We start from the raw sequence: 20,962 nt of genomic DNA, 5'->3' as shown, positions 1-20,962 counted from the left end.
ATGCAGGCTGAAGCCTGAGTTCCGATCGGGTCAGTGGTCCTTAGGGCGGTGGTCGACGACTTTCTGTTCCTTGAGTTCCTTGCCGACGCCTTGCATGCGGCGCATTTCGTCCCAGCTGTGGAAGGCGATGCCGTTGGGCGAGAACTCGGTGGCCTTGCGGAAGCGTTCCTCGATGCGATTTCGGAGTTCGTCCTTGCCAATGCCGTCGAGCGGGACGGCGTGAACGAGGACCTGGTCGCCGCCGAGCGGGTCGTCGTCTTTTTTGCGAAGCTCGATCTGCCAGGCGCCAAGTCCGTCGGTGTCGTCGAGGAGGTTTTCGAGCGCGTTGAAGTCGACCTGAGTGCCCTTGAGTTTGCCGATGTTGAGGCGGCGGATGTCGGAGACGCGGGAGATTTTTCCCATCAGGCGCGGGCAGGTGCGGCCGCAGTAGGGGCAGGGCTCGCGGGTGATGCCGCCATCGATGAGATCGCCGGTGCGGTAGCGGAGGACGACGGTGCCGCGGGCGTCGAGCGGGGTGTAAACAATCTCGCCCGGTTGTCCGTCGGGGACGCGCTCGCCGCTCTCGGGGTCGATGATTTCCACGAATCCCATGTCGGGGTAGGTGTGGAAACCGGAGGGCTCGGCACCGGCCTCGGGCGGCATGCACTCGGTCCAGGCGATCTTGGCCTCGGTGAAGCCGTAGGTGGACATGATGCGGACATCGGTCGCGCCGAGGTCCTTGCACAGCGCGGTGAGCTTGCGGCGCATGCCGGTGGGGACTTTTTCGCCGCCGAGGACGATGCGCTTGAGCTTGGTCCACTCGGAGCCGTTTTCCTCGCCCTCTTGCAGGAGGTGGTAGAGGAAAGTGGGCATGGCAATGATCGAGTCGGGGTTGATCTTGTCGATCAGGCGGATGTTGCCCTCGGTGCCCATGGTTTTCCCGCCGCCGGTGGAAAGGACGAAGGTGGTGAAGCCGAGGCCGGCGTAGTGGGCCTGCCAGAAGGCGAGGTGGGGCGCGAAGGGAAAGGCGTTGATGTGGCGCCAGTCGTCCTGCGCGCCGCAGAGGACCATCAGGCGGCGGCCGCCTTCCTCGAGCCGGGTGAGGTCGTGCTTGGTGTAAAGGAAGGGGACCGGGGCGGCGGAGCGGCCGGTGGTGCTGGTGAGCAAAATGGGGCGCAGTTCCTCGGTGAGCACCTTTTTCACGCCGTGCGGTCCGTGGAGGACGACGCGTTTGAGGGTGGACCATTGCTTTTTGAGAACGTCCTCGTCCGGGATGACGACGAAGTCGCGCGGGTCCTCGATGTGGCTTTTCCGTGTGAAGGGGATCTGCGCGAGGTCGTCGATCGTGTGGATGGCGCGCGGGTCGATGCCCATCTCCTCAAACTGCTTGCGGTAGTAGGCGACGAAAGGAACGACGCGGTCGCGCAAGTACGGCGTGAGTAGTTGATTCTGATGGTGGGCGATCTCGTCAGGCGACGCGGTCTCCCACCAGTCCTTCGCGGTGGGTTTCATGGGCTTGATCGATGGGTTCGAGGAGGGCGCGGATGTCATCGAGGCGGCGGGTGGCGACCTCGCGGCCGGCTTCGATGAATTTTTCGAAATTCGAGTAGTCGTGCCACAAAGCGGCGGTGTGACCGGGGTGCAGGCAAAGGTCGGCGCGGGCGATCGAATCGTGCGCGAGGCGGATCTGGGCGGCACGGATGCTTTGGCGGAAGGTGTCGATGGCGTTGCCGGGAGCCATCAGGTTGAGGTTGCGGTTGAGAGCGGCGGTGGCGCGTTTCCAAAGCGGCGGATCGACGGGCTCGTCGCCGACGTTGGCGAGCCCGGCCTCAATTTCCTCGAAAGTCGGGACGACCGAGACGGCGACGATGCGGTCGACCTGGCCGTATTTCTGAAGGGAGCCGACGGGGACGGGCTCGACCACGCCGCCATCGACACAGCGGTGGTCGCCGAGTCGCACCGGCGCGATGATGCCGGGCATGGCACAGGAGGCGTGGACGGCATCCACCAGCGAGCCGCTGCGGAGGACGAGGCGCTCCTTGGTGTCGATGTCGACCGTGACGACGAGCAGGCGGCGTTCGAGATCCTCGAAGGTGAGGTCGCCAAGCGACTGGGCGAGGTGGGCCTTGGCTTTGAGTCCGTGAAAGAGGCCTTTCATCGGCGGCACGATCGGATCGGCGAGCTTCCAGAGCTGGCGCCGGTCGTGCATTTCCGCGGCGAGCTCCTCGAGGTCTTTTCCAGAGAAACCGGCGGCCCACAGGGCACCGACGTAGGCACCCATGCTGGAGCCGGCGATGGCGTGAATCTCGATGTCGTTTTCCTCCAACACCTGAAGCACGCCGACGTGGGCGAGGCCGCGGGCGCCGCCGGAGGAGAGGGCGAGCCCGAGCTTCGGGGCTGCGGAGCCACGCAGCGGGCGCTCGACCCGATGGCGGGCGGGATCGCGGCGGAAGAAGCTGAGAATACGGCTGAACATGGGTTGGAAAGAGTCCACCCTAACAGTAGAGCCGGTCGTGGGCTGGCGCAAATGGAAGACGGCCGATTTACGAGATGGGTACGCGAAAACACGCTCTCCTGTGAGGAGGGCGTGTTGGAAAGAAGAAGCGAGGCGGGCCGCCTCCGCCACGGCCTGCGGCGGGCCGCCGCAGCTACGCGGCGTCCTTGTCGGAGCGCCCTTTGCGAACGAGGGGAGCCTTTTCGCCTTCGACGACGGCGCGGTTGATGGTGACGGACTCGACGTCGTCGCGGGACGGGATGTCATACATCACGTCGAGCATCAGGCGTTCGAAAATGGAGCGCAGGGCGCGGGCGCCGGTGCCGCGCTTGACGGCTTCGGCGGCGAGGGCACGGAGGCCGTCCTTGGTGACCTTGAGCTTCACGTCGTTCAGCGCGAGCTGCTTGCCGTATTGCTTGGTCAGAGCGTTCTTCGGCTCGGTGAGGATGGAGACAAGCTCGTCCTCGGTGAGCTGGCGCAGCGCGGTGATGACGGGCAGGCGGCCGATGAATTCGGGGATCAGACCGAAATGGAGGAGGTCTTCCGGCTCGACGGTTTCGAGCGGGTTTTCCTTCACCTCGCGGGCTTCGGAGATGCCGTGGAAACCGAGCGATGCCTTGCCGAGGCGGCGCTGGATGATGTCCGGCAGGCCGACGAAGGCACCGCCGCAGATGAACAGGATCTTCTCGGTGTTGATCTGGATGTATTCCTGCTGCGGGTGCTTGCGGCCGCCCTGCGGCGGAACGTTGCAGACGGAGCCTTCGAGAATTTTGAGCAGGGCCTGCTGGACACCCTCGCCGGAAACGTCGCGGGTGATCGAGACGTTGTCGGTCTTGCGGCCGATCTTGTCGATTTCGTCGATGTAGATGATGCCCCGCTCGGCGCGCTCGACGTCGAAATCGGCGGCCTGGAGCAATCGCAGGATGATGTTTTCCACATCCTCGCCGACGTAGCCGGCCTCGGTGAGGGTGGTGGCGTCGACGATGCAGAAGGGGACGTCGAGCAAGCGCGCCAGGGTGCGGGCGAGCAGGGTCTTCCCGGAGCCGGTCGGGCCGAGCAGGAGGACGTTGGACTTTTCGATCTCGACCTCGTCGAACTCGGCGTTCTCGAGGCTCTGCTGGCGGAGGCGCTGGTAGTGGTTGTAAACGGCGACCGAGAGAACCTTTTTGGCCTGCTCCTGGCCGACCACGAAGTCATCCAGGCGGGCGCGCATTTCCGCGGGCGACATCAGCGGGCGGGTGACCGAGCCGGTGCGGCTCTTCTTGCCGTCCTCGCCGCCGCCGTTGAGTTCCTTTTCGAGGATGTTCGAGCAGACGTCGACGCACTCGTTGCAGATGTAAACGCCGGGGCCGGCGATGAGCTTCTTCACTTCGGAGTGACTCTTTCCACAGAAGGAGCACATCGTGAGGTTGGAGGCACGGGCCATAGGTAGGAAAATCGGGAAGGATCTGAGTTTGAAAGCAAAAGGGGTGCCACGGACCCGCCGCAGCACCCCGGTAGACTAGCGTCAAAAAGATCAGGCGTCGTCCTTTTTTCCGTCATCCGAAGAATCCAGCTCGGATTGGACGGCATCAGGAAGCTCCTTGCGGCTTTCCAGGACTTTATCGACGAGGCCGTATTCCATGGCCTGCTCCCCGGTCATGTAGTTGTCGCGGTCGCTGTCGTTTTCGACCTGCTCGACGGTCTTGCCGGTGTGCTTGGCGAGGATGCCATTGAGGCGCTTCTTGAGGTTGAACATGAAGCCGATCGTCCGTTCGACGTCCGAGGCGGTGCCTTGGGCGCCACCGGAGACCTGGTGGATCATGACGTGGGAGTTCGGCAGGCAGAAGCGCTTGCCCTTGGTGCCGGCGGTGAGGAGGACGGAACCCATTGAGGCGGCGATGCCGATGCAGTAGGTGTTCACGTCGCAGGTGACGAACTGCATCGTGTCATACATCGCGAGGCCCGCGGTGACCGAGCCGCCGGGGGAATTGATGTAGATGTGGATGTCCTTTTTTGGATCCTGCATCTGTAGGAAAAGGAGCTGGGCGATCACCGAATTGGCGACGAAGTCATCGATCGGCGTGCCGATGAAGATGATGCGGTCCTTGAGGAGCCGCGAGTAGATGTCGAACGAGCGCTCGCCGCGGGCGTCCTGCTCGATGACGACGGGGACGTAGTAGTTGCCCTGGGGTCCGCCCGCCTGGGGAATGGAAGTGGGATGGTTCATGCTTCGGAGGTCTCCGGAGTTTCGGCCGGGATTTCCTCGACGTTTGCGTGTTCGAGCACGAAGTCAATGGCCTTGCCCACCAGCATCGAGTTGCGGATGCCGGGGATGCGGCCTTCGCGCTGGAGCTGCTTGATGAACTTTTTCGGGTTCTCCTTCCGGCTGCTCGCGATCTGGGCGAGGTGCGAAACGAGTTCCTGGTCGCCGACCGAAAGGTTCTCGGCGCGTGCGATTTCCTGAAGGATGAAGTTCGTCTTGAGGTTGGTGCGGGCCTGCATGCCGGCGGTGGCGAAGATCTCCTCGCGTTGGGCGGCGAGCTCGTCTTCGGACATGCCGGACTGGGCACCGCGCTGGACGAGTTGGTCCGCCTGGCTCTGGGTTTCCTGGTGGAGCAGGGCGTCGGGCAGGTCGAAATCAACGGCGCTGTTGAAGTGCTCGACGATCTGGTTGACCTTCATGTCGTCGATCTGGCGCTGCTTTTCGTAGCCCATGCGCTGGCGCAACATCTCCTTGAGTTCGTCCAGACCCTTGCCGCCGGTGATTTTGCCGGCAAACTCATCGTCCAGCTCGGGCAGCACGGCCTCCTTGATTTCGTTGACCGTGACCTCGAAGGAAAGCTCCTTGCCGTGGAGTTCGGAAACCGGGAAGTCGTCGGGCACGGTGACGGTGACAGTGCGCTGGTCGGCCTTGTTGGCGCCTTCGAGCTGGGCGGCGAAGCCGGGCAGGAAGGATTGCTCGTCGAGCTTCATCCAGAAGCCCTCGCGGCCGGCGATGTAGCCGACCGGGCGGCCGACGAATTCCTCGATCGACTGGCCTTCGACGGTGCCGGAGTAGTTGATCACGGCGATGTCGCCGGCTTGGGCGGGGCGATCCTCGACGTCATGGTACTCGGCCGAGCGCTCGCGGAGGGTTTCCAGCTGCTGGTCGAGTTCCTGATCGGTGATTTCCGCCGAAGGCGCGGAGATCGACACGCCTTTGTACTCGGGCAGGGAAATGTCGGGCGCGAGGATGAGGACCGACTCGAAGGTGATGGCTCCGCTTTCCTCGGTGTTGAAGAGGGCCGGGTGGCCGAAATTGAGCACCTTGATGTCCTGGGTTTGCAGCGCCTCATCGAAGGCCTTGCGGGTGAGGCGCTCCTCCAGTTCCTCGGTGATCTGGTCGGCGAAACGCTTTTCGATGACCTTCTTCGGAGCCTTGCCGGGGCGGAAACCCTGGATGCGGGCCTGGGAGGCGTAGGTGGAGACGATGTTATCACGCTCCGACTTGACGGTTTCCGAGGGGACTTCGACACGGAGGGTGGCGGTGCAGTTGGGCTGCTTTTCAACGCTGATGTTCATGATCCGGGAGCGGCTGGCGCGGCGGGTTTCGGCCGCGGGCCGGGAGCCTTAGGAGACGCGGGGCGGGATGTCAAAGCGAAGTAACCGCTTCCAACCCGCGGGATGGGGGACATGGTCCTTGACGCGGATAGGGTCGGCCGGGTTTCATCCGCCCATCACTGAACCACATGGATTTTCTATCCTTCACACAACTTAGGGGCATGGTCCGCGTGGCCGGTCGGGTGATTGGCCTGTTGGCCGCGGTTTGGGTGACCTCCTTCGGGACGGCCGCCGCCCAGGACTTCGAGGGCCAGAAGGTCGTCGGCGTGGACTTCCGTTACGAGGGACCGAAGACGGTCGATGAAGAACGCCTGCGGAACTTCGTCCAGCTCGCGCCGGGCACGACCTACCGCACCGATACCATCGATAACGACATCAAGACGCTCTACGAGTCCGGCTTCGTCGATGACGTCCGGGTGCTGGCCGAGCCGGTCGGCGGGGGCGTGCGCGTTGTGTACGCGGTGACCCCCCGCGCCGGGGTGGACGCCATCGGATTCGTGGGAAATTCGGTTTTCTCCGACAACAAGCTGGCCAAGGCCTCGAAGATGACGGCCGGCGGCGCCCTGAGCGACCAGGCGATTCTCGATGCCCGGCGCAATCTGGAGCAATACTACATGGATGCCGGGTATCCGGACGTGCAGATTTCCCACCGCATCCAGCCCTCTCCCTCGGGAACCGGCTCGGAGCTGATCTTCGTGATCGACGAGGGGGTCAAAAACGAGATCCGCGACATCCGTTTTGAAGGGAATTCGACCTTCGACGACCGCACGCTGCGTCGCCAGATGAAGGTGAAGGAAAAGGGCTTGTTCGCCTTTTTCACCAAGTCCGGCCGCTTCGAGGTGGATCAGCTGGATGACGATCTGGAGGCGGTGCTCGATTACTACCGCACCAAGGGCTACCTGCGCGCCAGCAGCCCGGGGGTTCGCCGCGAGCCGGTGGGCGACGGTCGCGTTGACCTCGTGATCCCGATCAACGAAGGCGAGAAATACACGGTCAAGGGCGTCGGTTTCGGCCGCATGTCGGTCTTCACCGAGGAAGAGCTTTACCCGGCCCTGACGCTGAACGGCGGCGACGCCTACAACTCGAAGAAAATGCGCGCGGACATGACCACCATCCGCAGCTACTACGGTTCCCGTGGTTACGCCGATGCCACGGTGACGCCCGACATCCGCGATGCGGGTCCGAATCAGGTCAACGTGATCTACCGGGTTTCCGAAGGGAAGCGCTTCCGCGTCGGAAACGTGAACATCCAGGGCAACACCAAGACCCAGGACCGGGTGATCCGCCGGGAGGTGCCTCTCAAGCCGGACGACTACTTCAACTCCGTCGAGCTCGATACCACCAAGTCGCGCCTCGAGGGACTGCAGTATTTCCGCAGCGTCCAGGTCGACAGCTCGCCGAGCGCCCGCGGAGGCGGCTATCGCGACGTCGATATTCTGGTGGAGGAGGGCAAAACCGGCTCGGTGAGTGCCGGGGTGGGCTTCAGCTCGATCGACAACGTGGTCGGCTTCGTGAACCTCGAGCAGTCGAACTTCGACATCCGCAACCCATGGAACTTCACCGGTGGTGGCCAGCGTTTCGCGATGAACCTTCGCATCGGCTCGGAGCGCAGCGACTTCTCGGTCTCGCTGGTCGAGCCCTGGTTCATGGGCCGCCAGCTCGCGGTCGGCGGCGAGCTGTTCTACCGCGATTCGCAGTATTACTCGGACGCCTACGAGCAAACCAACATCGGGGCCGCGATCAACGTCCGCAAGCCGCTCACCGAACACACCTACTTCACCGCCGAGTACCGGATCGAAAAGGTGGAGATCGACCTTGAAAACGCCGTCTACACCGCGTCGGCCGCCTCGGTGGCGGGCGGCGGCCCGGCCTCGCTGCTCATTCCGGAAGCAGGCGATTACATCCGCAGCGCGGTCAGCGCCCACTGGATTTACGACACGCGCGACGCACTTATTGAAACCCGCAGCGGTAGCAAAGTCGACGTGGGACTCGACGTGGCGGGCACCTTCCTGGGTGGCGACGTCGATATCATCGGCGGTTCCCTGCGCGGACAGAAATTCTGGAATCTCAAGTGGGACTCGATCCTCTCCGTCAACGGCGAACTCGCGGCCGTGGACGCGACCAGCGGCAACGTGCCGATCTTTGACCGCCTGTTCCTCGGTGGTGCCCGCACCCTGCGTGGCTTCGACTTCCGCGATGTCGGCCCGCGGGACCCGGTGACCGGCGAGGTCGTCGGTGGCACCTCGCTCGGTTACGGCCAGGTCGAATACACCGTGCCGATCATCGACAACGTGCGGGTCGCGGCCTTCTACGACGTGGGCTTCGTCAATTCGGCCACGGAACTCTACCACGACGTGGGCGTGGGCGTCCGCCTGCGCCTGCCGGTGAGCCCGGTGCCGATCGCGCTCGACTACGCGGTGCCGGTCCGCAGCCCGGATCCGCGCGCCGACCAAGGGGGGCGCTTCAATTTCTCCCTCAGCTACGAATACTGATTCGTCGGCAAAGCCTTCATACGGGCGCGGCTTGGAAACAGGCCGCGCCCGTTCGGTTTTTCAAACAACGGTCAGCGTGCTGTCCGGCCGGCCGGCCAGCGTGAAATGGCGGTGGCCGAAGGCGGCTTTCTTCAGGAAACCGAGGGCGGCCTCGCCGGAGGGAGCCACACTGGTCAGCTCCCCGCACGGCTGACCCTCCATCTGGATCCCATCGCCGGGAGCCGCCGGGCCGTTCAGGGCAAAGCGCTGCAGCCGGCGATTCACCTTTCCGGCGCTCTTGATGCGGGAGAGGGTCTCCTGGCCGATGAAGCAGCCTTTTTCAAAGGAGACGGCCAAGGCATCGAGGCCGGCCTCGGGGGGAAGCATGCCGACGATGGCTTCGACGGCTCGCTGCGGAATTCCATCGCGAATCCGGCGTTCTTCCCGATCCGCTTCCGTTCCGCCTGTGGAAAGCCCGGCGGGGGAGCCTTTGAACCAGTGATCCCGCCACCCGTCCGGCCAGAATGCCTGGCGGGAGAAGCTCGCCTCCGGCAGCGGGCCTCCGGAGCGGATCCGGGTCCATGAGCCGGGCTCGCGGCCCAGTTCCACCTCGTCGGCGATCAGGTAGCGGTCGAGACGCTCGAAAACAGGGTCGGTTTCCTCCGGCGCACAGAGAATCCACAGGATGCCGTCCGCGGGACCGGCAAGGACTTCGACCAGATGCTGGAGTTTCCCCTTGGCATCCGTCAGGCAGGACAGCCGGGTTTCGTCCCCGAGATGGCGGACGTCCTGGGTCAGCTGTCCGTTGAGAAACCTGACCGCATCCGCGCCGCGCACCGTGACGATGCCGGGCGACTCGGGGGGGAACGTGTTTTCCATCAGGGATCAGTTCGACTCCTCGCGCTGGAGGGCGAGTTCCACCAGCTTGGTGGCCTGCTTTTCAATCTCGGCCATCTTTTCCGGCGTCGGATCCTCGCCTTCCTTGAAGGTCATCTCGGTCCGCATGCCGGCCAGCAGGTCGCGCATGGCCAGGTAGTTCGGGCGCTCCGCGATCCGCGGCTCGAGCGAGCCGATGATGGACGAATAGTAGTCGGCGATGTCCTCACGCATCACTTCCTTGGCGCGTTCGGGAGAAAACTGGCGCACCACCGCGGCGGAGGCCACGTCGAGCGCCCGCACCCAGCCGCCGAGCGAAATCAGGTGCGCCAGGTCGGCGTCGCGCAGCGTGACGAGTTCCAGCTCCACGTCCTGCTGGGTGGCGGAGAGTTCTTTCTTGAGCTGATCGACGTGGCCCTCGCGCGCGCTTTCCAGCAGGCTGGCGGCGTGGCGGTTGACGCGATCACCCGCACCCAGCGCCTTGCCGTAGCGGGTGAGGTGGCTGGCGAGATCCTCGACTTTTCCGAGCTCTCCTGCCTGGACGATCAGGAAACCGTCGGCGATGAGAAAGCCCAGCTCGACCGCCAGATCGGCGCGGTTGAGCGGCATGCGCTCGGGGATTTCGCGGGTGTGTTCGTTGATCGGCAGGGGAGTCAGGGACTCCAGCGAATCGAAAATACGGGAAATCGACGGCGCGGTGAACTCGTTGATGGCGAGTTCCTCACGGACATGGGGATCATCCAAAAGGTCGGCCGGAATCGAGGGTGCCGCTGGGTCAGGAGCTTCCTGGGCGAACAAGGAACCTGCCAGCAGGGTCGCGAGTAAGGATGGGCGGATCACACGGCAACTCTGGCAGGGGCCGCCGGTTTCCGCAACGGGAATGCGGGGCCGGATCGGAACTTGACGGGGCGCCCGATTCCTGCTGGCCTTCCGGCCCGCACCGCGAGGGTGTCAGGCGCTGATTTTCAACTCATTCCGATCGCTTCCACGCGGATCCGGCTGCTGGAACGAGGTCTGCTCTGTTTCCGGCATCCACCGGTCTTGGGGGGTGGCGATCGTTTTTCTATCCTTTCTCATACGCATCCGGCAATCTTTCCAACTCCTGAGAACATCATGGAACTCTGGTCATCTCCCCTCTGGTACGCCGCCTATCTGCTGGTCCTGATCGGCCTGGCCGGTTACGGCGCCCACCGCCTCACCATCGTCTATCTCTACCTGCGCCACGCCCGCCGCCGACCGGAACCGGCCCGGCGTTTCGCCGAGCTGCCCCTGGTCACCATCCAGCTCCCGGTCTTCAACGAGCTTCACGTCGTCGACCGCCTGCTGGAATCCGTGGCCGCCCTCGATTACCCGCAGGACAAGCTGCAGATTCAGGTGCTGGACGATTCCACCGACGAAACGACCGCCATCTGCGAGGCCGGCGTAGCCCGATTGGTGGAACGGGGCTTCGACGCCCAGCTGATCCACCGCGTTGACCGCACCGGCTTCAAGGCGGGGGCGTTGGAACACGGCACCCGCCAGGCCAAAGGGGAGTTCCTTTTCATCCTCGACGCCGACTTCGTGCCGAATCCCGATGTGCTCCAGCGCACGATCCACTACTTCGCCGACGACAAGATCGGCATGATCCAGACCCGCTGGGGGCACCTCAACCGCACTTTCAACGTGCTGACGCGCATCCAGGCAATGTTCCTGGACGGTCACCTCGAGCTGGAACAGACGGCCCGCAACCGCAGCGGACGTTTCTTCACCTTCAACGGCACCGCCGGGATCTGGCGCAAGGGCTGCATCGCCGACGCCGGCGGCTGGGAGCACGACACCCTGACCGAGGACATGGACCTCAGCTACCGGGCCCAGCTCAAGGGCTGGCGCTTCATTTTCCTCAACGACGTGGAAACGCCGGCCGAGCTGCCGGTCGACATGGACGGTTTCAAGAGCCAGCAGCACCGCTGGACCAAGGGCTCCATCCAGGTCTGCAAAAAGGTCCTGCCCGCGATCTGGCGCAGCCGCGTGCCGCTCCATGTGAAGCTCGAGGCCACCGCCCACCTGACGTCGAACTTCGCCTATCTGCTGCTGATCTGCCTTTGCTTCCTCATCTATCCGAACCAGCATGCCGCGCCGGACTTCGGGCCCTTGACCTACTACATCGTTAACGTCCCGATCTTCTTCTTCGCCTCGGTGTCGGTCATTGTGTTCTACCTTACCTCGCAGAAGGCGCTGCGTCCGGGTTCATGGTGGAAGGAAATCCCCTATCTCCCCTTGTTGCTCGCCTTGGGCATCGGGATGTCGGTGAACAACGCCAAGGCGGTGCTTGAAGCGATCTTCAACCACCAGTCGGCCTTCGTCCGCACGCCGAAATACGGCATCGACCAGACCCGCAAGACCGACTGGCGGAAGAGCAGCTACAAGGCGATCAAGTCGATCACCCCGCTGGTCGAGCTGCTGTTCGGCTTCTTCTTCCTGTTCGTCGTGCTGGAGGCGGCGCTGGATGGCCGCTGGTCTTCGGCAATTCTTCTTCTTCCCTTCCCGGTCGGTTTCTTCTATACATCGACGGCGTCGATCGCGCGGATGCTTCCCGGCCCGAAGGTGGAGAAACCACGGATCGACTGATCACCCACACTCAACGTTTCCCTTATATGACACAAAAGCTGCGGATTCTTCTGCTTCAGGCAGGACTCATCCTCGGTTGTGCCGTGATTTCCAGTTGTGGCACGAGCCGGGACGATCACAACAAGATGCTGGTCAGCGTGCGCGACCAGCAGATGCTCCTGGTCCGGGACGGCAAACCGGTGAAAGCCTACAAGGTCTCCACCTCCAAGTTCGGCCTCGGATCACGCAGCGGCTCCAACTGCACGCCGCTCGGCTACATGGAAGTCGCCCGCAAGATCGGCGACGGCGCCCCGAGCGGCATGGTCTTCAAAGGCCGGCGGCCGACCGGTGAGGTCCTGCGACCCAATGAGCCCGGCCGCGATCCCATCGTCGGCCGCATCCTGTGGCTGCACGGAAAGGAAAGCCAGAACCGCAACACCTTCGGGCGCTGCATTTACATTCACGGCACGCCCGAGGAATGGCGCCTTGGATCGCCGGCCTCTTACGGCTGCATCCGGATGGCGCAGCGGGATGTGGTGGATCTCTACAACCGGGTCGGCGTCGGAGCGGAAGTGCGGGTCATCCGCGGTTCCCTTCTGACCACGCGCGAGGGCCTTCAGTATGCCCAGAAGCAGGGGAACGACCGCTACCGGGGGTACACCGCCTTTCATCCCTGAATTTTGCCGGGGCGCGGGCTTGACAAGCCCGCCCCAATTCCTATTTTCCCGGCCCCCTGCGGCGCGGTGATCCGTCCCGCAGGGGTTCCCGACCGCACTTTTTCCGACTTTTTCCGAATCACCATGGCCAACCACAAGTCCGCCCTCAAGCGCGTCCGCCAGACGAAGACCCGCACCGAGCGCAACCGCGCCCGCAAGACGACCATCAAGAAGCTCCGCAAGGAAACGCTCGCCGCCGTTGCCTCGGGCGATGCCGGCACCGCCGCCTCCGCGGCTTCCCAGCTCTCCTCGGCGGTGGACAAGGCCGCCAAGAAGGGGCTGATCCACGCCAACAAGGCCGCCAACATCAAGAGCAAGACCGCCAAGGCGCTTGCGGCGATGGCGTGAGCAGGCCACGCGCCTCTGCCGAGGTGCCCGTCCATTCTTTCAGGCGGCGCCGGGATCCGGTGCCGCTTTTTCCGTGTCCGTCTCATGAGCGATCCCACACCCATCCAGCCCTCTGCGCGCCAGAAGAAGGCTGCCGAAATCGCCGCCAACCCGACCGGCTACAAGGTTTGCGAAGGCTGCGAGTCCATCGTCGGCCGCGGCGTGGTGCTGTGCCCCAACTGCCATAGCTTCCGCTTTGATGATGCCTCGGTGCGCGTCATCGAGCAGGCCCAGCTGCTAGGCTCGCGCGACCAGACCTCGGTCACCATGGGCGACCTGTCCTGAGGGACCGCTTTTCAGTCCTCCTTTAGCAATTCCTCGCGCATCCGGCGGGCCCGTTCGGCCGTCAGCGCGCGGACCACGGCGACCAGCACCACGCTCGAGATCAACAGCGCGGCCGTCTCCCAGGGAGCGGTCGCGCTTTTTCCGAGCTGCAGCAGGGCAGGGGCGCAGCGGGCGGCTCCGAGCAGGCCGAGCACGCCGGCCCCGATGATGCCGTGCCAGCGGTTGGAAAACGAGAACAGGCCGCAGATGATCCAGCCGCCGCCGAGGGTCAACGCCCCCTGCAGCATCCCGGGATCCTTGAGCTGTGAGTGGGCGGCGAAGGCCAGGGCGGTGGTCAGCCCGCCGGCGGTGAAAATGAGGGCTCGCACAGGTCAGTTGGGCTGGATCGCGCGCTCGAGGCGCTTTTGCAGGGCGGTCAGAAGCTTGGGATCCGTCGCCTGGCCGCCGCCGGGCATGGTGACGTAGAGCGTGTCGAGCGCGGCACCCTTTTCGGTGCAGATACGGGCGTGGACGGTGTCGAGGCCCGATTCATTGATCGCGTGGAAGAGGTCGTGCAGCAGGCCGATCCGGTCGATGGCCTGAATTTCCACCACGCTCGAGGAAGGATCGATCTGGTTCGAAATGTGGGCCCGCACGGGAAAGGCGATGCCGCCGTTCTCTCGCGGGCGCAGCAGATTCCGCTTGGGTTTGAGGTAGTCCGCCGCGACGTAATCCTCGCTGCGGCCGAGTTTGTAGAGTGTTTGGACCACCGCCTCGCGCACCGCGGGATTGGACACCGGCTCAAAATCGACGGTGCAGACGCGGAAGATGTCGACCACGATGCCATCGGTCCGGGTGTGGAAGTCGGCCGAGAGGATGTTGATCCCTTCCGAGGCGATGGCGCAGCAGATCTTTTCGAGAAACAACGGCCGGTTGCGCGAGACGACGACCACCTCCGTGTAGCCGCGGTCGGCGCGGTCGAGGCCTTGAATGGAGCATTCGAAACCGCCGTCGCTCTTTTCCTCCCTTTCCTTGAACTGACGGACGGCGCGGATGTGGACGGGAATGCTGCGTGGGCTGCGGAAGCGGAAATAGGCGGCCGGCATGCGCTCGAAATGCTCCTCCACCTCCTGCTGCCAGTCATCGCTCATGGTGTTGAGCGTCTGCTTTTTCAAGGCCTCCCGCTCGAGGGCGATGATCTCGTTGAAGCGTTCTTGGCCGTCGGTGAGGAAGCTGCGGGTCGAGGAGTGCAGCTGCCGCAGCAGGGTTTCCTTCCAGCTTGTCCAGGCGTCGGGTGAGGTGGCGTTCGAGTCGGCGTAGGTGAAGAGCAGCAGCGCGTCGAGGCGGGTGGTGTTGCGCATCAGCCCGGCGAACTCGGCGACCACCTTCGGATCCTCGATGTTGCGCGTGGTGGCGTAGCGCCAGAGCGTCAGGTGGTGGTCCACCAGGAACATGATCAATTGGCGGCGCGTGCCGCGCACCTGCAGGCGGTTGCACAGCCGCTGCGCGAGCATCGCGGAGCCGTCGATGTGCTCGCGGACGTTTTCCGACCGGCCGCTGTCGTGCAGCAGGATCGCCAGGTACAGCGCGTAGGGATCCTGGATGTCGATCAGCAGCTGGCGGTAGAGCTGGAGCCGGGGATCGTCGCTTTCGACCAGTGAGTCGATCGTCTCGATGAAGCGCAGCGTGTGCTCGTCCGCGGTGTAGCGGTGGAAAAACTCGTGCTGGACGAGGCAGTCGAGCGCGCCGAACTCGGGCAGGTAGCGGCCGAGGAAACCGACGCGGTGCATTTGCCGCAGGGTGCGCGCCACGTCGCCCTTGCGGGACATGATGCCCTCGAAGACCTCGCGGTTGAGCTTGTTGTAGCGGAAGGGGCGGTCGATGTCGCCCCAGTGTTTTTTCACCAGCTTGCGGATGGGCGGGCTGAGGCGCAGGTTGCGGACTTGGCAGTGTTGGAACAGGCGCATCAGCCGCAGCGGATCCTCCTTGAAGATGTCAGGGCTGGCCGGAAAGATCCGTCCGTCCTGCGAGACGAAGCCGTCGAACTCCTCGCGCTTCTGTTTCCGGAAGGTCAGGAAACTCGCCAGGCCGCTGCGGTCGGCGCCGCTGTCATCCTCGATCTGGAAGGTCTCCATCACCGAGGAGGTGTGGTGGTAGAGGTTGCGCGTATGACGGTAGTAATCGCGCATGAAGGCCTCCGTGCGGCGCAGGATCGAGCGCTGGGGATAGCGGAAATCGGTGGAAACGATGCCCTGCAGGCGCAGCGTCAGCTGGTCGGAGCCGCGGCCCGCCTGATAGTGCAGTTCATTCCGCACGCGGTGGAGGAAATCGTAGGCCTCTTTGACCTGGCGCAGCGCCCCCTTCGTGAGGATGCGCGCCTCCACCAGCTTGTCGAGCGAGGTCCAGCCGCGCTTGACCCGCGTGACCCACAGGATGTTCTGGTAGTCGCGCATGGCACCGCAGCCTTCCTTCACGTTCGGTTCCTGGAGGAAAACGGTGTAGGAGAACTTCTTGTGGCGGCTGCGCAGGTCCTCGCGGCGCATTTTGAAGAAGGCCGCCTGGCCGCGCTTCAGCTCGACGTTGAAACGCTTGCGGAAATCGGCGAAAAGCGACCGGTCGCCAGCCACGCGGCGGGCATCCATCAGCGCCGTCTTCGATTCCTGGTCGAGGCGCGAGTGCTGGATGCACTCGGCGATCGAGCGCACCGAGTGGCCGACCTTGAAGCCCACGTCCCACAGCAGGTAGAGGACCTCGTGGACCACCTCCTCCAGGTCCTTCGGCAACTTGTGCGAGGCCCGTGGCACGAGGAACAGCAGGTCGATGTCCGAGCAGGGGTTGAGGGTGCTGCGTCCGTAGCCACCCACGGCCACCAGCGCCAGCTTCGAGCTGAGTCCGCGCTGCTTGAGCGCGCCGTGAAACACCGCCCGCAGGACGATGTCGAGCAGCTCCGAGCGGGAGCGGGCGATTTCCAAGCCGCCGGCTCCGGCCTGGTGGCGGAGCTTGATCCGGTGCTCCTCGATCTTGAGGAAGCGCTTGAAAACGCTCAGCCGCTCACCGGCGGAAAGCTTGCCCTCCTTGGCCGCCTTGAGGGCGGCCTGGGCATGTTCGGCGAGGTTCTTGAGGTGGGGTGAAGCCATCGGGCAGCGACAGATTGCGGGAGGTGGTCCCGCCGGTCTACCCCGGAATGGCCGCGCGTCACGCGCGAAGTTTCGAGTAGCCCCTCAGGTAGCCCGCGCACTGGGCCACTTCCGGCAGCGACTTGTCCCAATTGTGCTCGTATTCGATCGACACGTTGCCGGCGAAGCCGTGCTTCCGCACCTCGTCGAGGATCGCGCCGTTATCGATGATCCCGGTGCCGAACGGCCGGTCGTGCGTCCATTTTCCGATCTCCTCACGGTCCTTCATGTGGAAGGAACGAACCCGCGGAGCGATCTTGCGGATCACCTCCAGAGGATCCAGCCCGGAGGTCGCCCAGTGGCCGACATCCGCGCAGTAGCCGATCCGTTCGTCGCGGCCTTGGATCGCCTTCCAGACGGTGTCCGGATTCCATAGCGGCGTGCCCTTCGGGTGGTTGTGGAAGCAAACCTTCAAGTCGTATTCCTTCACCAGCTTCTCCATCAGGTCGAGTGAGCCGAGGGACTCGGTGGTCACCCCGTAGGCGCCGAGCTGATTCACGAAATCGAAGATCTCCCGCGCCTTGCCCTCGTCGTTCGGGACGTCGGTCACGCCGAAGTTCACCGGGGAAACGCCGTGCTCCTTGCATTTCGCGAGGATCGCCGGGACCTGTTGGGATGCCTTCGCCGGATCGACTCCGGCATCCCCGAGTTCGCCGCCGATCTTTTGTCCGGGGAACAGCTCCACACCGCCGGCACCGGCCGCGGCGGCCATTTCAATGGCCTCGAACAAAGTAAACTCCTTGAAGGACCAGCACTGCACCGAGATCGCGAAGCCGGCATCGGTGGCGGCCGATTTCGGGATCGGGGCGGCGGCGGCGCGGGCGCCGAGGAGGAGCGAGGAGGCGGGCAGGAGGGTCAAGGCGTGGCGGCGTTTCATAGAACTGTGGGATACTACGGAGGCGCGGGCGTTTTCTCGCGAAAAAATCATCGGTTCCGTGCCAGCGCGGAATCCGGTGGGCCGGTGCTTTTGCTTGCGCCCACAGGAGGGACGGGCGGATGCTCGACGCCACCGATGGGAACTCCGACCTCCGTCAACATCGTCCGCCTCCTCTACGTGCTGATCTGCGTGGTGGCGGGCTTCATGCTGGCCTTCGGCACCAAGGGCAACGAGGCGTGGAGCATCCCGATGTGGGCCGGCCTGCTCGGCGGTCTGCTCATCGCCGGGGTCTTTATCCTGGTGGAGATGCTCATGAAAGGCTTCACCGTGCGCGGGCTGTCCACCGCCACCTTCGGTCTGCTCGTCGGCCTGTTCTGCGCCTTCCTGCTGACCCGGGTGGGCCTCAGCGAGCTGGTCAACGCCGCTTTCAATCGAGTCATCGAAATGGACCGCGGATCGGCCTCGGGCAAGGACATCGCGCAAACGATCAACCTCGCCGTCGGTACCATGATCTATGCCGGCTTCGGCTTCATCGGTGCCGTGCTGGCCCTGCGCAGCAGCCGGGACGACTTCGCCTTCATCCTGCCCTACGTCCGCTTCCGCCAGGACGGCACCTCCGGCCGGCCCGTGGTGCTGGATGGCGACACCATCATGGACGGCCGCATCCCCGGCCTGGTGCGGGCGGGATTCCTTGCCGGCCGACTCATCGTGCCGCGCTTCGTGCTCGATGAGCTCCAGTCGATCTCCGACTCCGCCGCCACCACCCAGCGCCAGCGGGCATCCCGCGCCCTGGAGTTGTTGGAGAAAATGCAGGCGGACTCGGCCATTGCCATCACGATCGAGGACGCGAGCGAGGTCGATAAATCCGAATCGCTGGACGTGCGCCTCGTGCAGACGGCGCTGCTGCTCGGGGCGCGCCTGATGACCACCGATGAAAGCCTCGGCAAGTTCGCCCGCCTGCGCGGCGTCGAGGTGCTGAGCCTTCACGAGTTGGCCGAGGCCTTGAAGCCGTCGGTCGTCGTCGGCGAGCGCATCCGCCTGGCGCTCGTCCGCCCCGGGAAAGACGACCACCAGGCCGTGGGCTATCTTTCCGATGGCACCATGATCGTGGTCAACCACGCCGTGCAGCGCATCGGCCACACCGAGGACGTGCAGGTCATCAGCACCCTGCAAACGGCTGGCGGTACCATGGTCTTCGCCGAGCTGGCGGGGTGAGGGCCGGGGCTGGATCGCTCCGGGGAGGAAGCCCGTTACCGGACCGCCTCAGCCGGGTCTTCGGAATCTCCGCGATCCGGTCACTCCGTGGTTCGCTTACGACTCGCCTCCGCGGCGGGCCGGATTTCGACTTTGCAGCCGGGCCCGGAACCCGCTTCCCTCCGGCATGCATGACCCCCGCGTTGATGAGCTGGCCCGCCAGTTGGTCGGATACTCCGTTTCCCTGAAGAAAGGGGAAAAGATCCTGATCGATCTCTACGATGTGCCCGATGAAATCGGCTTGGCGCTGATTCGCGAGGTTCGCCGCAGGAAGGGCGTGCCGCTCATCCGCAACCATTCCTCCCGCCTGACGCGCGAGTTGCTGAAAGGTGCGACCGACGAGCAATACCAGCTGATGTCAAAGCACCTGCTCGCCGAAATGAAGGATATGAACGCCTACATCGCCGTCCGTGGGTCCGCCAACATCGCCGAGACGAGCGACGTGCCGAGCAAGAGCATGGCGCTGGCGATGAAGCAGCTCCGCCCGGTCATGGACTGGCGCGTGAAAAAGACCAAGTGGTGCGTGCTGCGCTGGCCGAATCCCTCCATGGCCCAGCAGGCCGGCATGAGCACCGAGGCTTTCGAGGACTTCTACTTCAAGGTCTGCCTCGTCGACTACAAGTCGCTCGTCCCCGCCGCCACGGCGCTCAAGAAGCTCATGGATGCCACCGATCTCGTCGAGATCACCGGCCCCGGCACCGACTTGCGTTTCTCGATCAAGGACATCCCGGCAGTGGTCTGCGCCGGCACCTGCAACATCCCCGACGGCGAGGTCTTCACCGCGCCGGTGCGCGACAGCATCGAGGGCACGCTTTCCTATAACGCGCCGACCATCTACCAGGGCATCCCCTTCGATTCGGTGAAGCTGACCTTTGAAAAAGGCAAGGTCGTCAAGGCCGAGTCACCCGGGAAGAACAAGGAGATCAACAAGATCCTCGATAGTGATGAGGGTGCCCGCTTCATCGGCGAGTTCGCGCTGGGCTACAACGCGGCCATCCGCGAGCCGATGCGCGACATCCTCTTCGACGAGAAAATCGGTGGCTCGTTCCACTTCACCCCCGGGCAGGCCTATGAGGAGGCTGATAATGGCAATCGCTCGCAGGTCCACTGGGACATGGTCTGCATCCAGCGCAAGGACTACGGCGGCGGCGAAATCAAGTTCGACGGCAAGCTCATCCGCAAGGATGGCGTGTTCCTGCCCAAAGCCTTGGCGAAGCTCAACGGCTGAAACGGAGCGCCGGCTGTGACCGCTCCTCGCAAGGCCCGGAGGCTCGCGCCGCCCGGTGCCGCTACAAGACCGCCCGGCGGATCTTGCCGGTGGGGCGGGCGAGGAAGCGTTTGGCGAGCTTTTCAAACTGCTCGCTGAGGTCGGTGAGGTGGATGTGGAGCTTGCCAGGCTCGGTGGACGGGTTGAGGAGGTCGAGGCGGGTGAGTTCGCTCTTCAAGTGCTCGGCGCAGGTGGTGGCGGAGTCGACGAGACGGATGTCGTCGGGCAGGAACTTGCGCAGGGTGGGGATGAGCAACGGGTAATGGGTGCAGGCGAGCAAGAGGGCGTCGATGCCGGTCTCGACCATGGGGTCGAGGTAGGTGTGGAGCGCGGCGGTGGTGGCGGGATGGTCGAGCCAGTCCTCCTCGATCAAAGGCACCAGCAGGGGCGCGGGCTGGGCGTGAATGATCAGGCCGGTGCGCTGCTGCGCCAGGGCGTGCTGATAGGCGTGGGAGCGGATGGTGCCGCGGGTGGCGATGATGCCGACGCGGTCGGCCTCGCGGTCGGCCAAGGTGGCCTGCACGCCGGATTCGATCACCCCGAGGATGGGCACGCGGAAGGTTTCCCGCAGGGAGGGGAGGGCGTGGGCCGTGGCGGTGTTGCAGGCGACGACGATTGCCTTCACCTGGTGACCGAGCAGCCATTGGACGTCCTCGGCGGCGAACTGGCGGATCGTTTCCGGGCTCTTTGATCCGTAGGGGACGCGGGCGGTGTCGCCGAGATAAACGATGTCCTCGTGCGGAAGCAGCGCCTGCGCGGCGCGGACGACGGTCAGGCCTCCGATGCCGGAATCGAAGAAGCCGAGGGGTGAGGTCTGCACGGCGCTAGAATCGACAATTCACTCCGCTTGGCAACCACAGCGGTGGGGTCAGGCTGCCGGGGGAAGGTCGCAGGATGGACGGGATAAGGATGCAGGGGATGGTGGTTTTTGAAACCCATAAACCCATTCAGGCGAAGGAACGGATCAAGGGACCCTACTCGAAATCCTATTCATCCCTCACCATCCCACTCATCCTAACTCCCAAATCCCTGG

At 64.2% G+C, this 20,962-nt stretch carries 18 protein-coding genes; 7 read left to right on the top strand and 11 right to left on the bottom strand.

Features of this window, described 5'->3' with window-relative positions; genetic code table 11:
- Positions 1-30: 30 nt before the first annotated feature.
- The 5 genes from ABXH26_RS04350 to tig all read right to left on the bottom strand — a co-directional run bounded on the left by ABXH26_RS04350 (position 31) and on the right by tig (position 6,016).
- A complete protein-coding gene (locus tag ABXH26_RS04350) occupies positions 31-1,491 on the bottom strand; it encodes a phenylacetate--CoA ligase family protein (protein WP_353565817.1) in 1,461 nt (486 codons plus the stop codon).
- On the bottom strand, positions 1,448-2,455 hold the full coding sequence (locus tag ABXH26_RS04345) for a patatin-like phospholipase family protein (protein ID WP_353565816.1): 1,008 nt from the start codon (positions 2,453-2,455) through the stop codon (positions 1,448-1,450). Before ABXH26_RS04345 ends, ABXH26_RS04350 begins: the two co-directional genes overlap by 44 nt.
- Before the next feature lie 172 nt (positions 2,456-2,627).
- On the bottom strand, positions 2,628-3,899 hold the full coding sequence (clpX, locus tag ABXH26_RS04340) for an ATP-dependent Clp protease ATP-binding subunit ClpX (protein WP_353565815.1): 1,272 nt from the start codon (positions 3,897-3,899) through the stop codon (positions 2,628-2,630).
- 90 nt (positions 3,900-3,989) lie between these two features.
- Entirely contained in the window at positions 3,990-4,682 is a 693-nt protein-coding gene (locus ABXH26_RS04335; RefSeq protein WP_353565814.1) for an ATP-dependent Clp protease proteolytic subunit, read from the bottom strand.
- Positions 4,679-6,016 (bottom strand): trigger factor, encoded by a 1,338-nt coding sequence (gene tig, locus ABXH26_RS04330; RefSeq protein WP_353565813.1) that lies wholly within the window; start codon positions 6,014-6,016, stop codon positions 4,679-4,681. The genes ABXH26_RS04335 and tig overlap by 4 nt, the downstream gene beginning before the upstream one ends.
- A 200-nt stretch (positions 6,017-6,216) precedes the next feature.
- Here tig and bamA point away from each other — a divergent pair, with 200 nt between their 5' ends.
- Complete coding sequence (gene bamA / locus ABXH26_RS04325) at positions 6,217-8,547, top strand: outer membrane protein assembly factor BamA (protein WP_353565812.1); 2,331 nt, start codon at positions 6,217-6,219, stop codon at positions 8,545-8,547.
- Between the two features lie 60 nt (positions 8,548-8,607).
- Here bamA and ygfZ read toward each other — a convergent pair whose 3' ends face one another.
- Both ygfZ and ABXH26_RS04315 read right to left on the bottom strand, forming a co-directional pair.
- The gene (ygfZ, locus tag ABXH26_RS04320; protein ID WP_353565811.1) at positions 8,608-9,405 is read right to left on the bottom strand and encodes a CAF17-like 4Fe-4S cluster assembly/insertion protein YgfZ; all 798 of its coding nucleotides are present in this window, start codon (positions 9,403-9,405) and stop codon (positions 8,608-8,610) included.
- A 6-nt stretch (positions 9,406-9,411) separates the two neighbouring features.
- Positions 9,412-10,242, bottom strand: a complete 831-nt coding sequence (locus ABXH26_RS04315; protein ID WP_353565810.1) for a hypothetical protein — start codon at positions 10,240-10,242, stop codon at positions 9,412-9,414.
- A 273-nt stretch (positions 10,243-10,515) separates the two neighbouring features.
- On the opposite strand from ABXH26_RS04315, the gene ABXH26_RS04310 reads away from it, so the two are divergent.
- The 4 genes from ABXH26_RS04310 to ABXH26_RS04295 all read left to right on the top strand — a co-directional run bounded on the left by ABXH26_RS04310 (position 10,516) and on the right by ABXH26_RS04295 (position 13,376).
- Positions 10,516-12,009: a cellulose synthase family protein gene (locus ABXH26_RS04310; protein WP_353565809.1), complete on the top strand. Its 1,494-nt coding sequence runs from the start codon at positions 10,516-10,518 to the stop codon at positions 12,007-12,009.
- A gap of 26 nt (positions 12,010-12,035) precedes the next feature.
- Positions 12,036-12,665 (top strand): L,D-transpeptidase family protein, encoded by a 630-nt coding sequence (locus ABXH26_RS04305; protein ID WP_353565808.1) that lies wholly within the window; start codon positions 12,036-12,038, stop codon positions 12,663-12,665.
- 123 nt (positions 12,666-12,788) lie between these two features.
- On the top strand, positions 12,789-13,052 hold the full coding sequence (gene rpsT / locus ABXH26_RS04300) for a 30S ribosomal protein S20 (protein ID WP_353565807.1): 264 nt from the start codon (positions 12,789-12,791) through the stop codon (positions 13,050-13,052).
- 84 nt (positions 13,053-13,136) lie between these two features.
- Positions 13,137-13,376 carry a hypothetical protein gene (locus ABXH26_RS04295; RefSeq protein ID WP_353565806.1) on the top strand — a complete coding sequence of 80 codons (240 nt, stop codon included), beginning with the start codon at positions 13,137-13,139 and terminating at the stop codon, positions 13,374-13,376.
- An 11-nt stretch (positions 13,377-13,387) separates the two neighbouring features.
- Here ABXH26_RS04295 and ABXH26_RS04290 read toward each other — a convergent pair whose 3' ends face one another.
- The 3 genes from ABXH26_RS04290 to ABXH26_RS04280 are packed head-to-tail and all read right to left on the bottom strand — an operon-like array spanning position 13,388 to position 17,408.
- Positions 13,388-13,744, bottom strand: coding sequence for a hypothetical protein (locus ABXH26_RS04290; RefSeq protein WP_353565805.1), 357 nt, complete (start codon positions 13,742-13,744; stop codon positions 13,388-13,390).
- A 3-nt stretch (positions 13,745-13,747) separates the two neighbouring features.
- Complete coding sequence (gene glnD / locus ABXH26_RS04285) at positions 13,748-16,492, bottom strand: [protein-PII] uridylyltransferase (protein WP_353565804.1); 2,745 nt, start codon at positions 16,490-16,492, stop codon at positions 13,748-13,750.
- Positions 16,493-16,550: 58 nt separating this feature from the next.
- A complete protein-coding gene (locus ABXH26_RS04280) occupies positions 16,551-17,408 on the bottom strand; it encodes a sugar phosphate isomerase/epimerase family protein (RefSeq protein ID WP_353565803.1) in 858 nt (285 codons plus the stop codon).
- Between the two features lie 135 nt (positions 17,409-17,543).
- On the opposite strand from ABXH26_RS04280, the gene ABXH26_RS04275 reads away from it, so the two are divergent.
- The gene (locus ABXH26_RS04275) at positions 17,544-18,623 is read left to right on the top strand and encodes a PIN/TRAM domain-containing protein (RefSeq protein ID WP_353565802.1); all 1,080 of its coding nucleotides are present in this window, start codon (positions 17,544-17,546) and stop codon (positions 18,621-18,623) included.
- A gap of 166 nt (positions 18,624-18,789) precedes the next feature.
- Positions 18,790-19,890 (top strand): aminopeptidase, encoded by a 1,101-nt coding sequence (locus tag ABXH26_RS04270; RefSeq protein WP_353565801.1) that lies wholly within the window; start codon positions 18,790-18,792, stop codon positions 19,888-19,890.
- A gap of 61 nt (positions 19,891-19,951) precedes the next feature.
- Here the strand turns inward: ABXH26_RS04270 and murI are convergent, their stop codons facing one another.
- Positions 19,952-20,749, bottom strand: a complete 798-nt coding sequence (murI, locus tag ABXH26_RS04265) for a glutamate racemase (protein WP_353565800.1) — start codon at positions 20,747-20,749, stop codon at positions 19,952-19,954.
- Between the last annotated feature and the right edge of the window lie 213 nt (positions 20,750-20,962).

This window comes from Haloferula sargassicola, assembly GCF_040362925.1.
Lineage (GTDB): Bacteria > Verrucomicrobiota > Verrucomicrobiia > Verrucomicrobiales > Akkermansiaceae > Haloferula > Haloferula sargassicola.
This window is presented reverse-complemented; position numbering and strand designations above follow the sequence as displayed.

Bases quoted from the DNA above. Each gene is read 5' to 3' on its own strand.
- ABXH26_RS04350 (WP_353565817.1), bottom strand. From the start codon at position 1,491: ATGAAACCCACCGCGAAGGACTGGTGGGAGACCGCGTCGCCTGACGAG.
- clpX (WP_353565815.1), bottom strand. From the start codon at position 3,899: ATGGCCCGTGCCTCCAACCTCACGATGTGCTCCTTCTGTGGAAAGAGT.
- ABXH26_RS04335 (WP_353565814.1), bottom strand. From the start codon at position 4,682: ATGAACCATCCCACTTCCATTCCCCAGGCGGGCGGACCCCAGGGCAAC.
- ABXH26_RS04275 (WP_353565802.1), top strand. From the start codon at position 17,544: ATGGGAACTCCGACCTCCGTCAACATCGTCCGCCTCCTCTACGTGCTG.
- ABXH26_RS04280 (WP_353565803.1), bottom strand. From the start codon at position 17,408: ATGAAACGCCGCCACGCCTTGACCCTCCTGCCCGCCTCCTCGCTCCTC.
- ABXH26_RS04295 (WP_353565806.1), top strand. From the start codon at position 13,137: ATGAGCGATCCCACACCCATCCAGCCCTCTGCGCGCCAGAAGAAGGCT.
- rpsT (WP_353565807.1), top strand. From the start codon at position 12,789: ATGGCCAACCACAAGTCCGCCCTCAAGCGCGTCCGCCAGACGAAGACC.
- ABXH26_RS04310 (WP_353565809.1), top strand. From the start codon at position 10,516: ATGGAACTCTGGTCATCTCCCCTCTGGTACGCCGCCTATCTGCTGGTC.
- ABXH26_RS04270 (WP_353565801.1), top strand. From the start codon at position 18,790: ATGCATGACCCCCGCGTTGATGAGCTGGCCCGCCAGTTGGTCGGATAC.
- ABXH26_RS04345 (WP_353565816.1), bottom strand. From the start codon at position 2,455: ATGTTCAGCCGTATTCTCAGCTTCTTCCGCCGCGATCCCGCCCGCCAT.
- ygfZ (WP_353565811.1), bottom strand. From the start codon at position 9,405: ATGGAAAACACGTTCCCCCCCGAGTCGCCCGGCATCGTCACGGTGCGC.
- bamA (WP_353565812.1), top strand. From the start codon at position 6,217: ATGGTCCGCGTGGCCGGTCGGGTGATTGGCCTGTTGGCCGCGGTTTGG.
- ABXH26_RS04305 (WP_353565808.1), top strand. From the start codon at position 12,036: ATGACACAAAAGCTGCGGATTCTTCTGCTTCAGGCAGGACTCATCCTC.
- tig (WP_353565813.1), bottom strand. From the start codon at position 6,016: ATGAACATCAGCGTTGAAAAGCAGCCCAACTGCACCGCCACCCTCCGT.
- glnD (WP_353565804.1), bottom strand. From the start codon at position 16,492: ATGGCTTCACCCCACCTCAAGAACCTCGCCGAACATGCCCAGGCCGCC.